Below are 14,296 nucleotides of genomic sequence, written 5' to 3' on the forward strand. Positions count from 1 at the left end.
GTCTGGAAGCGTGTTCGGAAGAACAAAAGCGCGTGGTCGCTTTCACCGGCCGATGCCGACCGTGTACTCGCCGCCGTTTTTCTCGACGAGACCCTGACTCGAGAGCGTATCGAGGACGCTCAACACCGACATCTTGTTCATCGCCAGCGCCAGGTTGAGATCGTCGACCGTCGCGCCGTCGGCGGCCTCGAGGTAGAGATAGACGAGTTTCCCCTGCGGGGACTCGATGTCGGTCGGAAGGGTGTCGATCCGTTCGGTCGAAGGTTGCTGTTCCAACATAGTACGGACGATGCCGAATATCTGTATAAATCTATGGTGTGGTGGGTGAATATTATCTAATCGATACTATTGGGACTATATGTCTTGATATCTGGTCTCACGTACCGTGTGTCGCTCGGAGAGTCCGAGAGGTTGTAATTTGAACCCTGTAAACGGATACTGGGCCGTTGCTTTCGATCGATACCGTCTGCGGTCGTTGACGTTACAGTTGGTTCGATCGATGACTCGAGCAGGAAATTCTTCGATGGCGAACAGGAAATCTATACGATCGATGGTGTATAACCTGGCGACTCGAGGATGTATTAAGTGTTATAATACGGCCGAAAAGATCGTCGAATGGCGCTCTCGAGGCAGCAAATCGGCGGCGCGCTTAAGGTCGTTCCACCGGAATGAACTGGCATGATACGGAGTTTCCGGATCGGGTCGCTGTTCGGGATCCCGATCAAACTCGATCTCACGTTCTTACTGGTTCTCCCGTTGTTCGCGTATCTCATCGGGATACAGCTCGGGGCGGTCGCCGAGGTCATGAACCTGACACTCGATGCGGGAATCGACGTGGGTGCCGTCACCGAGGGGCCGATGCCGTGGATACTCGGGTTGGCCGCGGCGATCGGGCTGTTCGTCGGCGTCATCCTCCACGAACTCGGCCACTCGCTGACGGCCCAGCGATACGGGTTTCCGATCGACTCGATCACGCTGTGGCTGTTCGGGGGCGTCGCCGCGCTCTCCGAGATGCCCGAAGACTGGCGTCAAGAGTTCACCATCGCCATCGCCGGGCCGATCGTCTCCGTGCTCGTCGGCGTCGTCTCCTACGCGCTGTTTCTCGTGACTCCGGCGAGCCTGGACGGCGTGCGGTTCGTCCTCGCGTATCTGGCCGTCCTCAACGTCGCCCTCGCGGGGTTCAACATGTTGCCTGCGTTCCCGATGGACGGCGGCCGGGTGCTCCGTGCGTTTCTCGCCCGCTCGAAGCCGTACGCGAAAGCCACCCAGCAGGCCGCGACCATCGGAAAGTTCCTGGCGATCCTCATGGGTCTGTTCGGGCTCCTCGCACAGTTCAACATCATCCTCATCGGCGTCGCCTTCTTCGTCTACATCGCGGCTTCGAGTGAAGCCCAGCAGGTGACGATGAAAGCCGCGTTTCAGGACGTCACCGTCGCCGATATTATGACTCCGGTCTCCGGCCTCGATACCGTCTCCCCCAGAACGACCATCGCGGAACTGTTTCAGCGGATGTTCACCGAGCGCCACACCGGCTACCCCGTCGTCGAGAGCGACTCGTTCGGTGACGAGCGGTTGATCGGTCTCGTCACGCTGTCCGACGCTCGAGAGATCGATCCGGTCGAACGGGACGCGTACACGGTCGAGGACGTGATGACGACGGATCTGAAGACGATCACGCCCGACTCGGACGCGATGACTGCGATCGAACGTATGCGCGAGGACAATATCGGCCGATTGCTCGTCGTCGAGGGCCCGAGGACCGCTACCGAGGCCTCGAGCGGGGAGCCCGGCGACCTCGTCGGCATCATCTCGCGATCCGACCTGATGACCGCCTTCGACATCGTCCAGAAAAGCGGCGCGATCAATCCGGCGGGCCAGCCGCCGGCCGCGGACTGATACGGACTACTGTCAGTCATTGACGGTGCAACCGCGAGTCGTCGTTCGATTGCACCGGTACATCGTTACAGCAGACCGTATGACGATTCCACTGTCGGCGTCGAACGTCCGCGATCAGATCGATCCACGGCGGCCGCGAGCGAGCGACGTCCGCTCGGGCCGGGAAAACGGTGCGGAACGGCCGCCTCGAGTGCCGATACCAACATTCTTAACCGCAACCGGGGCCGAAGATTCGCCGATGCCACCGGCCATCGAGACGACGGATCTCGTCAAGGAGTACGGCGATCTGCGCGCCCTCCAGGAGCTGTCGTTGACCGTCGAGGAAGGGGAGTTCTTCGGTCTCCTCGGCCCCAACGGGGCGGGGAAGACGACGTTTATCAACACGCTGGTTGGCCTCGTCCGCAAGACGGGCGGCGAGGCGGAGGTGTTCGGCTACGACGTCGAAACCGAGTACCAGCAGGCCCGCGACGCGATCGGGCTCGCCCCCCAGGAGTTCAACGTCGACCGATTTTTCCCCATCCGCGAGGTGTTGATGCACAAGGCCGGCTACCACGGGATTCCGGAAGACGAAGCCGCAGAACGCGCCGACGAGGTATTGAAGCGAGTCGGGATCTACGACAAGCGAAACGAACGGTTCGACTGGCTCTCCGGCGGGATGAAACGCCGGTTGTTGCTCGCGCGGGCGCTGGTCACCGATCCGGATCTTCTGATTCTCGACGAGCCGACCGCCGGCGTCGACGTCCAGCTTCGACACGACCTCTGGGAACTGGTGACCGAACTCAACGAGGAGGGGACGACGATCCTGCTTACCACCCACTATATCGAGGAAGCCGAACGCCTCTGTGACCGCGTCGCGATCGTCAACGAGGGCCGAAAGGTGACCGTCGCGACGCCGGACGAACTGAAGACGCGGGGAACCGACACGATCTCGGTCCGCCTCGAGTCGCCGCCCGCCGTCGTTCCCGACCTCGACGGCTACGCCCAGGAAGCGACGCTCTCCGGCGACCGACTCGAGGTTCGCGTCGGCGATGGCGGCTCGACCGCACCGCAGTTGCTCAGCGACCTCGAGGCGATGGGCCACGAGATCGCCGATCTCGAGATTTCGCGGACCTCACTCGAGGAGATCTTCGTCGACCTCACCAGAAGCGAGGATCGGACGGTGACGCGGTCGTCGGCGTCGGAGTCGGGCGGGTCGGGCGCTGACGGCGAGAGGCCGGAAACGGATCACGATCGAAAGCGCGAGCAGGAGGGGGTCGCCTGATGCTGTCGGTCGGTTTTCGTGCGTTGTTCCGACGCGAACTCTTGCGTTTCGTCCGTCGCCCGAAGAACACGTTCATGCCGCCGGCGATCACGAACGTGCTCTACTTCGCCGTCTTCGGGCTCATCCTCGGCGGGCGGATCGACGAACCCGTTCCCGGCATCGGCTACATCCTCTTTCTGGTTCCGGGGCTCGTCGTGTTGGGAACCATTTCGAACGCTTTCGAGAACGCGTCGTTCTCGATCTTCCACGGGCGGTGGAACGAGTACATCCACGAGACGCTCACCTCGCCGCTTTCCTACGCCGAGATGGTGTTCGCCTACGTCGGCGCGAGCGCGGTTCGCGGGTTGATCGTCGGCGTCATCATCGCCGTCATCGGCCGCCTGTTCGTCCCGATCACTATCGCGAACGGGCTCTTTCTCGTCGCCACGATGGTCGTCATCGCCGCCCTCTTCGCGGGGCTCGGAATCATCGGCGGGCTCGTCGCTCGAGATTTCGACGATCTGACCGTCATGAACCAGTTCATCCTCCGACCGCTGGTGTTTTTCGGCGCGGTCTTTTACTCGTTGACCATGCTCGACCCCATCTGGCAGTACGTCTCGCTGTTGAATCCGATGGTCTACATGGTCGACAGCGTCCGATACGGTCTGCTTGGTTACTCCGATATGTTCGAGGTCGCGCCGGCGGCCTACGCCGAGATCGCGCCGCTGGTCTCACTCGGGGTCCTGGCGGCGCTCACCGCCGTCGTCCTGACGATCGACGTCTACCTGTTCAAGATCGGCTACGGGTTGACCGATTGATCCGGAGACGATCATCCCACCTCACCGCGCGCTCGAGATTCCAACGCGGGTCAAACGCCGCGGCCAATCAGCCGCATTCTGCGTCGCCAGTCGGCGGCGGAAGTCGCGTCGAGACCGACCGCACCGCCTCGAGTCCCCGTAGTTCTCCCCCACTGTCGGGCACCGTCGTGACCTCGAGATCCGGGAACGTCTCGCGAATTTCGGCGAGGCGACGTTCGTGACGTTCGTACCGGGACCGACAGCGCGAACAGTCGTCCTCGGGGTTCTCGAACACACGATTGACGACGATCCGCTCGACCGGAACGCCCGCCTCGCGGAGCCGGCCGACCAATCGCTCGGACTCCGCGATCGCCATCCGTTCGGGGATCACGACCACCCTGAACGCCGTCGTGTCGGGGTCGACCAGCAGATCCCGAGCGCGCTCGAGGCGGTCCTGGAGGGCCGCGAGATCGTCCGTCCCGCCACTCGAGCGGGTCATTACCGACATCGGGCCGAGCACCGCGCTCTTTGCGGCGGTACCGATCCGGCGAACCTGCGTTCGAAGGGAACGGGTCGTCTCGAGGGCGAGCCCCATCACCTCGGGCATGTCGAACAGCCGCAGGGTGTGTCCCGTCGGCGCGGTGTCGAAGACGACGACGTCCCAGTCGCCCTCGTCGACGTACTCGACTAACAGGTCGAGCGCGGCGATCTCGTCGCTCCCGGCCGGTGCTCCGGAGGCGAAGATTTGTCGTACCTCCTCGTCCGAGAGCCGGATGCCGGCGCTCCGGAGATCGGCCGCGAGCGCCCTCGCGATACGTTCGTAACGCTCCTGTTGTGTCTCGGCGTCGATCTCGACGGCCCAGAGGCTTCCCTCGCCGGCGGAAACGGCTGACTCGAGTTCGACCGGCTCCGGCCCGAGACCGACTTCGAACGAGTCCGACAGCGAGTGGGCGGGGTCGGTCGAGACGACGAGCGTTCGCCGACCGGCGTCGGCGAGTCCGATTGCGGTCGCCGCCGCGCAGGTCGTCTTGCCGACGCCACCTTTGCCGCCGTAGAGGAGACACTCGGTCATGGACTCGAGTATGGGGTCTCCGAGCTATAGTAGCCCTTGCACGCCTGTGCACACCTGACTGCCAGATCGATCGGCGGAGTCGTCACTATCGCCACTCCAAGTCACTGCAGACCGATCGAACGGTGGTGTACGTGAATGGAGTGACGGCCCCACCACGAAGTCGCAGGCAGTCACTACGTGTGTAGGGACCAGCCTTAGACGTCCGAGTCCCGAGAATCGAAACGAGCCTCATGAACGAATTTACCCCCGACGAGCCGGTGGACATCCTGCTTGTCGAAGACAACCCGGGAGACGTCCGACTCACGCTGGAGGCGTTCGAGTCGACGGACAGCGAGATCGAGTTTCACACCGTCACGGACGGGGAAGCGGCCGCCGAGTACGTCGCTCGAGACGACGAACTCGATATCCACCCCGACATCATCCTCCTCGATCTGAACCTCCCGCGCGTTGATGGGTTTACCTTTCTCGAGCACTTGAAACGCGACCTCGATTTCCCGCCGCCGCCGGTGCTCGTCCTCTCGAGTTCCGAGACCGAATCGGACATCCGCGAGAGTTACGAACGCGCCGCCAACGCCTACCTCACCAAGCCACAGAGTCCGGACGAGTTCGACTCGATGGCCCAGGCGATCGAGGACTTCTGGATCGAGTCCGCACAACATCCGCCGGCACCCTCGTAAATCGCCTCGGGGTCAAGCCCCGAGGCTTTCTCCTCATCCACTTGTAAACGGACCGGGTCGTCGCCCGGTATTGACTTCGACCGAGAAACGGAACCTGCCGACCTCGGTTTTCCGAACCCGATCGCCGATCAGAGGTCGACGCGGTCGAGTCTGAACATCGCGACCAGCGTCGGGACGATGATCCAGAACAGGAACACGATCATCGCGAACCAGTCTTCGAGGTAGAACGGAACGTCGTCGAACATCGTCTCGAGCATCATGACCGTCTGGTCGTCCAACCCGCCGAAGGAAGTAAACAGCGAGAGAACGCTCCAGTAGGCCGTTCCCGGATCGAGGCTCCGGTAAAAGAGCGCGAGCTGGGCGATCGTTTCGCTATCCGGGAGATACTCGAAGGCAATGAGGAGGTAGACCGCGACGAGGACCGAATCCCAGACGATATAAAAGAGGACGAAGACGCCGAAGATCGCGGCGCCGGCGATAGTCGTCGATCGCGTGAGCGAGGAGGCGGCGATCGCGATGCTCGTGTACGCGATCCCGTAGATAATCGACATGACGAGCAATCCGAGGTAATCGCCGATATCGAAGCTTCCGACCATCGCGGCGACGACGATGGCCGCGAGCGCGAACCCGACGGTCAACGAGAGAGAGAGCACCGCCGATCGGCCGATGAGTTTCCCGAGGAGCACGTCCTTTCGCGAGTGTGGAAGCGAGAGGAGGATCTTGATGCTCCCGGATTCGCGTTCACCGGCGATGGCTTTCCAGCCGAGCACCAGCGCGATAAGCGGGATCACGAGGCGGGTGATACTACCGACTTCCTCGATGAGCAGAGCAGTCGTCAGCCCTTCGGCCGCGATAACATCGCCGTCGAAGTACCAGAGGACCCCTGTAAACAGGACCAAGAGCATAAAGAAGAAGATGCTCAGTCCCCAGAACAGCCACGACCGGAACGAGTCCTTGAAGTCCTTTTTCGCGATAGCACGGACGCTCTCTAAGTTAACCGAACTCGAGGGGGAGACCGTTTCGTTTCCGTCCGCGTTGGTTGTTTCGGTGCTCATCGCGCTTGCACCTCTCGGCTCGCCGTGTACGTTTGGAAGACCTCATCGAGCGAGGCCTCGGTCGTCGAGAAGTCGTCGATCTCGATCCCGCGTTCCTCGAGTTCGCCGAGGACGGCGGTTTTCGACCCATCGACTTCGACGACGAGTTGCGGCGGATTCTCGCCGTCGACGACTGCATTCGAGACGTCCGGAAGCGAACGAACCGCCTGAAGGGCCTCGTCGTCGATCCGGTCGACGGTCACGCGAAGCGTTTCGCCCTCGCTGACCGAGTCGCGAAGCCCCTCGACGGAGTCGACGGCGACCATCTCGCCGTCTCGAAGGATGCCGACGCGGTCACAGACCGCCTCGACCTGTTCCATGACGTGACTCGAGAAAAAGACCGTCGCGCCGCGGTCGTTTTCCTCGCGGACGATCTCGCGCATCTCGCGGGCGCCGTTCGGATCGAGCCCGGTGGAGGGCTCGTCTAAGATCAGGAGGTCGGGTTCGCCGACCAGCGCCATCGCGAGCATGAGCCGCTGGGACATCCCCTTGGAGTAACCGCCGGCTTTCCTGTCGATGGCGTCGAGGAGACCGACGCGCTCGAGGAGGGTTTCGGGATCGTCCATCGAGCCTTTGGACTCGATCGCGAACTCGAGGTGTTCTCTCGCCGTGAGCCGGTCGTAGGTTTCGACGCCCTCCGGAAGGACGCCGGTCCGCGCGCGGATGTCGCGGCTGTGGGTCTGAGCGTTCATACCCAACACCTCGACCTGGCCGGCCGTCGGGCGGATGAAATCGAGGATGACGTTGATGGTCGTCGATTTACCGGCCCCGTTCGGACCGAGGAACCCGAACACCTCGCCTTCCTCCACCTCGAAGGAGAGCTCGGAGAGCGCGAGCGTCTGACCGTACGATTTGGTCAGGTCGTCGACTGTAATAGCGGGCATAGCTGTGTGGACACACCGTTTCCCGATAAGGTTTGTCACTCACGGCGGAAAATATACGGCAGTGTGAAACGGGAAAAATGGGGGCGAGAACGGAACGAACCGGCGGACGTCACACCGTTTCGTCCGGCTCGTACCGGTTCGCGGTCCGTTCTGCCTCCGTCGCGTACCGATCCCGTGTCTCCTCGTCGTCGACCGGCTCGAGTTGGTCTTCGGGTATCTCGACCGCGGCGGTGACGGGGGAGCCGGTTCGGAGCGACGCCGAGGAGCGCTCCCGTTGGTGGTATCGGGACCCGTCGGCGCTCGCGTAGACGATCGTCACGACGTTGCGGTCGCCGAATGCCCGCTCGACGAACCAACAGCGAACCGTCGACTCGCTCATGGACACACTGAGGAGGTCACGCCCCGAAAACGTACCGTTCCGTGCCAGGATCGGCCGGCAGAAAATGATGGTAGACCAAACATTCAATTACTGAGACGACTCACTGTGTGTCATGTCCACATCCGTTGGAACAGCGCTGATTACCGACTCGGGCGGGAATCCGGGTGAACGTGCCGCGGCGAAGGCGCTGGCACAACTTCCGGGGGAACGGGTGGACTTTTGCCAGGTCTTCTGTCCGGTGGAGTACGAGTTCGATCGGATCCTGGCGGGGATTCGCGACGTCGTCGGACCCGACGCGAAGCTCATCGGCTGTTCGGCGAACGGCACGTTCACGAACGACGCCGTCGAATACGGGGTCGCGGTCGGTCTCGTCACGAGCGACACGCTCTCGTTTTACACCGGCCTCGGAACCGGGCTTCGGGAGAACGTCTCACGGGCCGTTCGAGAGGCGGTCGGCGACCTGCCCGAACGCGTCGGCGACCACCCCTACGCCGCCGCGATCACCCTCCACGACGGTCTCAGCGGCGTCGGCGAGAAACTCGCACTGAGCTGTCAACAGAAACTCGGGCCTGAAGTATCCATCGCGGGTGGCTCGGCGGCCGACAATCACCGCCTCGAGTCGACGTACGTATTCTGTGACGGGGAGGTCGTCGAGGACGGTGTCGTCGTTGCTCTCATCGGTGCACAACAGCGACCCGTAGTCGCGGTCGCACACGGACACGAACCCCTGTCTGCACCGGTCGAGGTGACGCGGGCTTCTGGGCCGACCGTCTACGAACTCGACGGCGAGCCGGCGTTCGACGTCTGGAAAGATGCGGTTCGTGACACCGTCGCCGAGGAGTTCGGCGTCGCCATCGACGATCTCGACGCCGACTCGACGCTCTTACAGGAGATCCTCTGTGAGTTCGAGTTCGGAATCAACCAGGGCGACCAGTACAAGATGCGCTGGCCGTGGATCGAGGACGAGGAGGGTGCGATGCAGTTCGCCGTCGACGTCCCCGAAGGAACGGTGTTGCGGGTGATGCACGGGCGTCCGGAGGCCCAGATCGAATCTGCCGGTGAAACGATTCGCCGGGCGCTTGCGGACGCGGGTGACGTTCGGATGGCCGGCGCGTTCGTCTACGACTGTGCGTGTCGCGGCATCGTCCTTGGCGAGGAGTTCGAACGTGCGGTCGAGGAGATGGCTTCGGAGCTTTCGCTTCCGTTCGTCGGCTTCGAGACGTACGGCGAGATCTGTATGGGTCCTGGACAGTTCAGCGGCTATCACAACACGACGACCGTCGTCTTGTTACTCCCCGAGTGATGGATCACGACGAACTCGTTTCGACGTTCGGCGAAACCGTCGGCGTAGAGAAAGCACAGTCGTTGCTCGAGGACGCACTCGTCGACCTCGATCTCGAGCCCGCGGAATCGTACTCCAGTCACGAAGTCGCCGACATCTGCGAGACGATCGGCCGCCAGACCGAGGGCTACCTCGAGATCGTCGCAACCGAGATCCGCGTCCGCGAGAAGGCCCAGCGTCGTTTCGACGCGCTCATCGAGGAGCTCTCCGAACCCGTCGTCGCGGTCTCGTTTCAGCAATCAGCGCCGGTCGTCACCAGCGTCAACCCGGCGTTCGAAGCGACGTTCGGCTACGGCGAGGACGCGATCGGCCGGTCGCTCCCGGAGCTACTCACGCCGGCAGACGAGCGCACCGACTCGCTCGACGTCTGGTTTCGGTCCGGCGACGACTGCGGGACGGAACTCGATCGGCTGACCGCCGAGGGGGAGCGCCGAACGTTTCTCTTCCAGTCGGTCGTCGTCTCGGGGTTCGGCGGCGAGATCGAAGGCTACGGCATCTACACGGACATCACGGAGCAAAAACGTCGCGAACGAGCCCTCGAGCGCCAGAACGAACAGCTCGAGCGGTTCGTCAGCGTCGTCTCCCACGACCTTCGAAATCCGTTGACCGTCGCGCAGGGAAACGTCGAACTCGCACACCAGCTGAGCACCGAACCGGCGGTGACCGACCACCTCGCGGACGCTCTCGACGCCCAAGAGCGGATGGAACAGCTCATCGACGATCTGCTCGCACTCGCCAGCCAGGGTCGAACCGTCGACGACCCGCACTCGGTCGTCCTCGCGGAGGTGGTCACGAAGGCCTGGCGCTACATCGAGACGACGAACGTCGGCCTCGTCGAGGCGTTTTCCGAGGAGTTGACGATCGAGGCCGACGGCGACCGCCTCTGTCAGCTGTTCGAGAACCTGTTTCGAAACGCCGTCGAACACGGCTCCACGAGCCCTCGGTCGCAAACTCCCAAGGACGCCGTGGAGCACGGCTCCACGAGCCATGCAAAACCGTCAGGTTCTGCAGATGCGGTCGAACACGGAGGCGACGCCGGCGTGATCACGGTTCGCGTCGGGTGGGACGAGGGCGTCCTGTTCGTCGAGGACGACGGGCCAGGGATCCCGGCCGACGAGCGCGACGACGTGTTCGATCACGGTTACACGACGTCCTCGGAGGGAACCGGATTCGGTCTCGCGATCGTCGAGGCGATCGTGGATGCTCACGGCTGGGCGATCGACGTCGGCGAGGGAGTCGAGGGCGGTGCAAGGTTCGAAATCCGCGGAATCTCCGTCGGGAGCCGGCCCTGACGTACTTGGTTGTTGCGGACAGAGTCGGTATCGAACGGATGCGATGGGCCGACCGCGTCGACCAGTTGTTGTACGACGGCGAACGCGTCGAGCACCGCCTCGAGATCGCGACGGCGGAGATCGTCGTCACGAGCCATCGAGTGCTCACGTTTCCCTCCGGGGGTGACGGCCCGGCGTACCGGCACGTCAATCTCCCGAACGTCGGCGCGGTCGACCTCCGACGTACGGGACGGATCGGCTACCTGGTGTGGACGTTCGTCTCGGCGTTGCTCGGGATCGGGTTGCTCGTCACGAGCGTCGCCGTTAGCTTCGTCGATCTGGTTCCGACGCCAGACCTCGAGAGCGGCGAGACGAACGCGCCGACAAATCCCGCCGACGGCATTCTGAGCGCCGTCGAATCGACGCTCGCGCTCGTCGACCTCGCGGTCGTTGTGACCGGCGTCCTGTCGCTCACGATCGCCGCGGCCTTCGCACTGTTGTACGTCCGGTCGCGCTCACGTCGACTCGTGATCGAAGTCCGTGGCGACGACGACGTCGAACTCCCCGTCGCGGGAACCGACGACGTCGGCGCCGCCGTCATCGAACTCGAGGAGGCGATCCGGCCCGAACCCTCACTCGGCGCCATCGACGAACGCACGCCGAATCCGGATCGCGACCGACTCGAGGACGGTTCGACGGCGGACGATCGCCACCGGACGGTCCGCGAACGCGTCGACAGCCCGTTGGAACGAAATTCGCTGGACGACGCCCCGCAACAACGGGGCCCACTGGAGGACAGCCCGGAGGAACAGCGTTCGCTGGAGGACAGTTCGCCCGAGAGTGATTCACCAGCGGACGGCCTCTGGGACCGTGATTCGGTCGACTCAGGCGAGCCGACGGACAGTCCCGAGCCGACGGCGGATTTCTCGCCTCTCGAGTCGGCGGAGCCACCCACCGGCGGGGAGAACCCCCGAACCGACGGTCTCGATGGCGAGGAGTCGTCCGACGCCTTCGAGTGGGATCCCCTCGAGGGATCCGGTTCGGCCGAGGAGGAGAGCACAGAGCGGAATCTCGAGAGCGAACGGTGGTGGAGCAACGACGACGGTGGCGAGAGCGGCGGGGCCGACGAGGATGGCGGTGATGCCGGTAACGACGAGGATGGCGGTGATGACGGTGACGATGAGAGTGATGGGTGTGGGGACGAGGATAACGGTGACGCCGGTGACGGCGAGAGCAACCGGGGGTGACGCCGGTGACGGCGAGAGCAACCGGGGGTGACGTCGGTGGCGACGAGTGTGGCGAGGACGAGGGCGAGGGGTCAACCTCAAAGCCGCCGACTCCCTAGGGCCGCCGATGAACGCAGACGGGGTTCGCGAACGCGCGCGATCGGTGCCTCGTGAGCCCGGCGTCTACCAGTTTCAGGAGGGGGAAACGACGCTGTACGTCGGGAAAGCCGTCGACCTGCGAAGCCGCGTGCGGTCGTACGCCGACCCGCGAAGCGGGCGGATCCGGCGGATGGTCGAGCGCGCCGACGCACTCGAGATCGCGGTCACCGACACGGAGACACAGGCGCTGTTGCTCGAGGCGAACTTGATCAAGCGCCACCAGCCGCGGTACAACGTCCGGCTCAAAGACGACAAGTCGTACCCGATGGTCCAGTTGACCGGCCACGAAGCACCGCGAATCGAGGTGACGCGAGATCCGGACGGACGAGGAGACAGCACGTCGGGTGATGGAACCGGTGCGGCGACCGTTTTCGGCCCGTATACGAACAAAGGTCGGGTCGAGACGGTCCTGAAGGCGCTCAGGGAAACCTACGGCGTTCGCGGCTGTTCCGATCACAAGTACGCGGGCCGCGATCGCCCCTGTCTCGACTACGAGATGGGACTCTGTACAGCACCCTGTACCCGCGAGATCGACCTCGAGCGCTACCGCGAGGACGTCACCGCCGTCGAACGTTTCCTCGAGGGCGAGACGGGAATTCTCGCCGATCCCCTGCGCCGAGAGATGGAGGCCGCCGCGGCGGACCGGAACTTCGAGCGCGCCGCCAACCTGCGGGACCGCCTGGAGACCGTCGAGGCGTTTCACGGTGAGGGCGGCGAGGCGGTTCAGTCGGTCGGCGACGAGCGCGCGGTCGACGTTCTGGGCGTCGCGATCGAAGGGGAAACGGCGACAGTCGCCCGTCTCCGCGCCGAGAGCGGGAAACTGGTCGATCGAGAACGCCACGCACTCGAGGCACCGGGGTCGTCGGAACCTCCGTCTGCAAGTGGCGGTCCGGCGAGCGTGTCCACCGACGAAGCGGGCGACAGCGGTCTGGGTGGCGTCCCAGCGGTCCTCGCGGCGTTTCTCGTCCAGTACTACGCGGAGCGCGACCTCCCCGACGCGCTGTTGCTCCCCGAACGCCACGGCGACGAGGAGGTCGCGGCCTGGCTCGAGGCCGAAGGTGTCTCCGTGCGAGTACCCGGCGCGGGCCGGGAGGCGAAACTCGTCGAACTCGCGTTGAAGAACGCTCGACGGAACGTCGGCGGGCGCGACGAGTGCGGGATGCTCGCCGACGCCCTCGAGATCGACGCGGCCCGCCGAATCGAGGGGTTCGACGTCAGCCACGCCCAGGGGAGTTCGGCCGTCGGGAGCGACGTCTCGTTCGTCGACGGAAGCGCGGAAACGGCCGACTACCGGCGCAAGAAACTCGACGATCGCAACGACGACTACGCCAACATGCGGACGCTCCTCGAGTGGCGTGCGCGACGGGCGGTCGAGGGTCGAGACGATCGGCCCGATCCCGACTTGCTCGTGATCGACGGCGGCGAGGGCCAACTCGAGGCCGCCCGCGACGCGCTCGCGGAGGTCGGCTGGGACGTACCGACGATCGCGCTCGCGAAAGCCGACGAGCGCGTAATCACGCCGGAGCGAGAGTACTCTTGGCCCGACGATGCGCCACACCTGCACCTCCTCCAGCGCGTTCGTGATGAAGCCCATCGCTTCGCCGTCCAGTACCACCGGACCGTCCGCGACGAGGTGAAGACGGTCCTCGACGACGTTCCCGGCGTCGGCCCGGAGACGCGAAAGCGGCTGTTGGGTCGGTTCGGAAGCGTCGAAAACGTTCGAGAGGCGAGCCTCGAGGACCTCCGAAGCGTCTCCGGCATCGGCGAGAAGACCGCGGCGACGATCAAGTCGCGGCTATAAACTCACGGGCCGATCACGTCGCGGCCGCACTCGAGACAAGATCCACGCGGTCGAGGGCGAGATTCCGCGAGTCGAACGGCTCGAGTCGTCCTCGGGCAGTAACGCGACACCCACGGACAGTGCTATGTATCTCGGCGACGTACGGAAACTCGTGTCAAACGACGACTCGCTCGACGATTTGCTCGACGAACTTGACAGCCAGCACGACCTCGAGGCGGCCGAACAGGTGTTATCGGTCAGGATGGAAAGCAGACGCTACGGGAAGCCGGTGACGATCGTCGAGGGATTCGACCTCCCCCAGTCGGAAATCGACTCGATCGCCTCGGATCTGAAAAGCGCGATGGGAACCGGTGGCACGACCGACGACGGCCAGATCGAACTCCAGGGCGACCACCAGGATCGAGTTCCACCGTTACTCCGCGAGCGAGGGTTCGACGTCCGAGACTGAGCCAGGTCGA

General features: G+C 63.9%; 14 protein-coding genes. 9 read left to right on the forward strand and 5 right to left on the reverse strand.

Annotation, left to right across the window (positions count from 1 at the left end; all coding sequences use genetic code 11):
• Window positions 1-42: 42 nt before the first annotated feature.
• Window positions 43-279: a MarR family transcriptional regulator gene (locus AB7C87_RS14190; protein WP_369730134.1), complete on the reverse strand. Its 237-nt coding sequence runs from the start codon at window positions 277-279 to the stop codon at window positions 43-45.
• Window positions 280-678: 399 nt separating this feature from the next.
• Here AB7C87_RS14190 and AB7C87_RS14195 point away from each other — a divergent pair, with 399 nt between their 5' ends.
• The 3 genes from AB7C87_RS14195 (at window position 679) to AB7C87_RS14205 (ending at window position 3,954) form a co-directional block, all read left to right on the forward strand.
• A complete protein-coding gene (locus tag AB7C87_RS14195; RefSeq protein ID WP_369730135.1) occupies window positions 679-1,896 on the forward strand; it encodes a site-2 protease family protein in 1,218 nt (405 codons plus the stop codon).
• Window positions 1,897-2,134: 238 nt separating this feature from the next.
• Window positions 2,135-3,157 (forward strand): ABC transporter ATP-binding protein, encoded by a 1,023-nt coding sequence (locus tag AB7C87_RS14200; RefSeq protein ID WP_369730136.1) that lies wholly within the window; start codon window positions 2,135-2,137, stop codon window positions 3,155-3,157.
• The gene (locus AB7C87_RS14205; RefSeq protein ID WP_369730137.1) at window positions 3,157-3,954 is read left to right on the forward strand and encodes an ABC transporter permease; all 798 of its coding nucleotides are present in this window, start codon (window positions 3,157-3,159) and stop codon (window positions 3,952-3,954) included. The genes AB7C87_RS14200 and AB7C87_RS14205 overlap by 1 nt, the downstream gene beginning before the upstream one ends.
• 67 nt (window positions 3,955-4,021) lie before the next feature.
• Here the strand turns inward: AB7C87_RS14205 and AB7C87_RS14210 are convergent, their stop codons facing one another.
• Window positions 4,022-5,005 (reverse strand): ArsA family ATPase, encoded by a 984-nt coding sequence (locus tag AB7C87_RS14210; RefSeq protein ID WP_369730138.1) that lies wholly within the window; start codon window positions 5,003-5,005, stop codon window positions 4,022-4,024.
• A gap of 230 nt (window positions 5,006-5,235) precedes the next feature.
• Here AB7C87_RS14210 and AB7C87_RS14215 point away from each other — a divergent pair, with 230 nt between their 5' ends.
• Window positions 5,236-5,682 (forward strand): response regulator, encoded by a 447-nt coding sequence (locus tag AB7C87_RS14215; RefSeq protein ID WP_369730139.1) that lies wholly within the window; start codon window positions 5,236-5,238, stop codon window positions 5,680-5,682.
• Window positions 5,683-5,810: 128 nt separating this feature from the next.
• On the opposite strand, the gene AB7C87_RS14220 is transcribed toward AB7C87_RS14215, so the two are convergent.
• The 3 genes from AB7C87_RS14220 to AB7C87_RS14230 all read right to left on the reverse strand — a co-directional run bounded on the left by AB7C87_RS14220 (window position 5,811) and on the right by AB7C87_RS14230 (window position 8,039).
• The gene (locus AB7C87_RS14220) at window positions 5,811-6,737 is read right to left on the reverse strand and encodes an ABC transporter permease (protein WP_369730140.1); all 927 of its coding nucleotides are present in this window, start codon (window positions 6,735-6,737) and stop codon (window positions 5,811-5,813) included.
• On the reverse strand, window positions 6,734-7,660 hold the full coding sequence (locus AB7C87_RS14225; protein ID WP_369730141.1) for an ABC transporter ATP-binding protein: 927 nt from the start codon (window positions 7,658-7,660) through the stop codon (window positions 6,734-6,736). The genes AB7C87_RS14220 and AB7C87_RS14225 overlap by 4 nt, the downstream gene beginning before the upstream one ends.
• A 109-nt stretch (window positions 7,661-7,769) precedes the next feature.
• A complete protein-coding gene (locus tag AB7C87_RS14230; RefSeq protein ID WP_369730142.1) occupies window positions 7,770-8,039 on the reverse strand; it encodes a DUF7967 family protein in 270 nt (89 codons plus the stop codon).
• Window positions 8,040-8,151: 112 nt separating this feature from the next.
• Here AB7C87_RS14230 and AB7C87_RS14235 point away from each other — a divergent pair, with 112 nt between their 5' ends.
• The 5 genes from AB7C87_RS14235 to AB7C87_RS14255 all read left to right on the forward strand — a co-directional run bounded on the left by AB7C87_RS14235 (window position 8,152) and on the right by AB7C87_RS14255 (window position 14,286).
• Complete coding sequence (locus tag AB7C87_RS14235; RefSeq protein ID WP_369730143.1) at window positions 8,152-9,342, forward strand: FIST signal transduction protein; 1,191 nt, start codon at window positions 8,152-8,154, stop codon at window positions 9,340-9,342.
• On the forward strand, window positions 9,342-10,673 hold the full coding sequence (locus AB7C87_RS14240) for a two-component system sensor histidine kinase NtrB (protein ID WP_369730144.1): 1,332 nt from the start codon (window positions 9,342-9,344) through the stop codon (window positions 10,671-10,673). The genes AB7C87_RS14235 and AB7C87_RS14240 overlap by 1 nt, the downstream gene beginning before the upstream one ends.
• Window positions 10,674-10,711: 38 nt before the next feature.
• On the forward strand, window positions 10,712-11,899 hold the full coding sequence (locus AB7C87_RS14245) for a hypothetical protein (RefSeq protein WP_369730145.1): 1,188 nt from the start codon (window positions 10,712-10,714) through the stop codon (window positions 11,897-11,899).
• 106 nt (window positions 11,900-12,005) lie between these two features.
• Window positions 12,006-13,838, forward strand: a complete 1,833-nt coding sequence (locus tag AB7C87_RS14250; RefSeq protein ID WP_369730146.1) for an excinuclease ABC subunit C — start codon at window positions 12,006-12,008, stop codon at window positions 13,836-13,838.
• 151 nt (window positions 13,839-13,989) lie between these two features.
• Window positions 13,990-14,286 (forward strand): SUI1 family translation initiation factor, encoded by a 297-nt coding sequence (locus AB7C87_RS14255; protein ID WP_369730147.1) that lies wholly within the window; start codon window positions 13,990-13,992, stop codon window positions 14,284-14,286.
• Window positions 14,287-14,296 lie beyond the last annotated feature (10 nt).

Origin of the sequence: Natrarchaeobius versutus, assembly GCF_041205745.1 — an archaeon.
GTDB lineage: Archaea > Halobacteriota > Halobacteria > Halobacteriales > Natrialbaceae > Natrarchaeobius > Natrarchaeobius versutus.